The sequence below is a fragment of the Microbacterium sp. Bi128 genome (genome assembly GCF_918698205.1).
In genome coordinates this window covers 1-2422 of sequence record NZ_CAKKMM010000766.1, presented here as the reverse complement: position 1 = coordinate 2422, position 2422 = coordinate 1, and the positions used below count along the sequence as shown (strand labels likewise).

The window sequence follows — 2422 nt, the reverse complement described above, 5'->3', positions numbered from 1 at the left end:
GCCCTGGACGTGGCCGCCGCCGTCCAGGACCTGCTGCTCGGCATGGCGCTGTTCGGGCTGGGCTCCGCCGTCCGGGTGGGCCAGCTGCTGCACACCGGCGCACGCGCGCTGCTGGCCGCGCTGGCGTCCTGGCTGCTGATCGCCCTGCTGGGCCTGGCGGCCGCCTTCCTGATGTTCCCGCCGGCGTGACCGGGCACACAGGCTCCCGTGATTAGATAGCGGGGTGTCAAACCAGAATCTGAGCCGCGACGAGGCCGCGGACCGCGCCGCCCTCATCACCACTCACAGCTACGATGTCTCCCTCGACGTCCGGCAGGCGGCCGACCCGAACGTCGCCGGCTACACGAGCCGCAGCATCATCTCCTTCTCGGCCAGCGAACCCGGCGCGACGACCTTCGTGGATTTCATCGCCGGCAGCGTGCACAGCGTCTTCCTCAACGGCAAGGGACTCGCCGTCGCCGACGTCGTGGACGGTTCCCGGATCCGGCTCGAAAACCTGCAGCCGGAGAACCAGGTCACCATCACGGGAACCGCCCTGTACAGCACCTCCGGTGAAGGCATGCACCGCTTCGTCGATCCCGCCGACGGCCAGTGCTACCTCTACACGCAGTATGAACCCGCCGACGCCCGCCGGGTGTTCGCGAACTTCGAACAGCCCGACCTGAAGGCCGAGTTCACCTTCCACGTCATGGCCCCCTCCGACTGGCAGGTGTCCTCCAACGGCGCCGAGGTGCTGCGCACCCAACTGACGAGTGATCCCGCCACGAGCCGCTGGGACTTCGCGCCCACCAAGGCGATGTCCACCTACATCACCACCGTCCTCGCCGGACCGTACTTCAAGGCCGAGGACGCCTGGCGCGGCACGCTCGCCGACGGCACCGTTCTGGACGTACCGCTGGCGCTCTACTGCCGAGCCTACATAGCCGCGTCCTTCGATACCGACGCCCTGTTCCGCCTCACCAGGAACGGGCTGTCCTTCTTCAACGAACTCTTTGATTTCCCTTACCCGTGGGGCAAATACGAGCAGGCGTTCGTCCCCGAGTACAACCTCGGCGCCATGGAAAACCCGGGCCTGGTGACCTTCACCGAAAGCTACGTCTTCACCTCCCGGGCCGCCGATTCGCAGTACCAGGCCCGCGCCAACACGCTCCTCCACGAGATGGCGCACATGTGGTTCGGGGACCTCGTCACCATGAAGTGGTGGGATGATTTGTGGCTCAAGGAATCCTTCGCTGATTACATGGGCACCCTCGGTGTGGACCGGACCACGGACTGGGACACGGCCTGGGTGAACTTCGCCAACAACCGCAAGGCGTGGGCCTACGTCCAGGACCAGCTGCCCACCACCCACCCGATCGTCGCCGACATCCCGGACCTGGAAGCCGCGAAGCAGAACTTCGACGGCATCACCTACGCCAAGGGCGCATCGGTGCTCAAGCAGCTGGTGGCCTACGTCGGGTTCGAGGCCTTCATCGCCGGGTCCCGCCAGTACTTCCGGGACCACGCCTACGGCAACACCACCCTCGCCGAACTGTTGGCCGCCCTCAGCGCCGCGTCCGGCCGCGACCTCAGCGAATGGGCCCGCCAATGGCTCCAGACCGCCGGCATCTCCACCCTGTCCAGCGAGATCACCGAATCCACCGAATCCACCGAAGACAGCAGCGCGCTCAGCTCCGTCGCCGTCCTGCAGGACGCCGTGGATCCCACCACCGGCCGGCAGGAGCCCCGCCCGCACCGGCTGCGGATCGGCCTCTACGATTTCGACGACGCCGGCGCCTTGGTCCGCACTGACAGCGTCGAGACCGATGTCCGCGGCGCCCGGACCGATGTGACCGCGCTGGCCGGCAAACCGCGCCCTGCGCTGCTGCTGGTCAATGACGAGGACCTCAGCTACGCCAAGGTCCGGCTGGACCCGCATTCCGAGGCGACTGTCCGCGGCTCCCTGGACAAGCTGGACGACCCCATGGCGCGGGCGCTGTGCTGGACGGCGCTGTGGGACTCGGCCCGGGATGCCGTCACACCGGCCGCACTCTACGTCGACGCCGTCGAGCGCTTCGGGCCCGCCGAGCCGGGCATCGGCGTCCTCCTCAATGTCCTGGGCAATGCCTCGACGGCAGTGGAACGCTACGTGCCCCGGGGCCAGCGCGATGCCGTGCGCCACGGCTTCCTCACCACGGCCGCCGAACAGCTGCACGCGGCAGCGCCGGGTTCCGACCAGCAATTGGCCTGGGCCCGGACCCTTGCCGCAACCAGCCGCTACGACGCCGGCCGGCTGGACCTGCTCAGGGGCATCCTGGACGGCAGCACGGTGATCGATGGCCTCGCCGTGGACGCCGAACTGCGCTGGAATCTCTGGCATGCCCTGGCGGCCAACGGCCAGGCCTCGCAGGAGCAGCTCGACCGGGAGCTCGCCCGGGACAAC

Annotated in this window: 1 protein-coding gene and 1 pseudogene; both read left to right on the top strand. The window is 68.2% G+C overall.

What is annotated here, in order from left to right; translation table 11 throughout:
- Positions 1-189: pseudogene (locus tag LQV45_RS25960) on the top strand (putative sulfate exporter family transporter); the annotation flags it as partial.
- A 34-nt stretch (positions 190-223) separates the two neighbouring features.
- A partial coding sequence (gene pepN / locus LQV45_RS25955) for an aminopeptidase N (RefSeq protein WP_230009534.1) occupies positions 224-2422 on the top strand: 2199 nt, incomplete at its 3' end.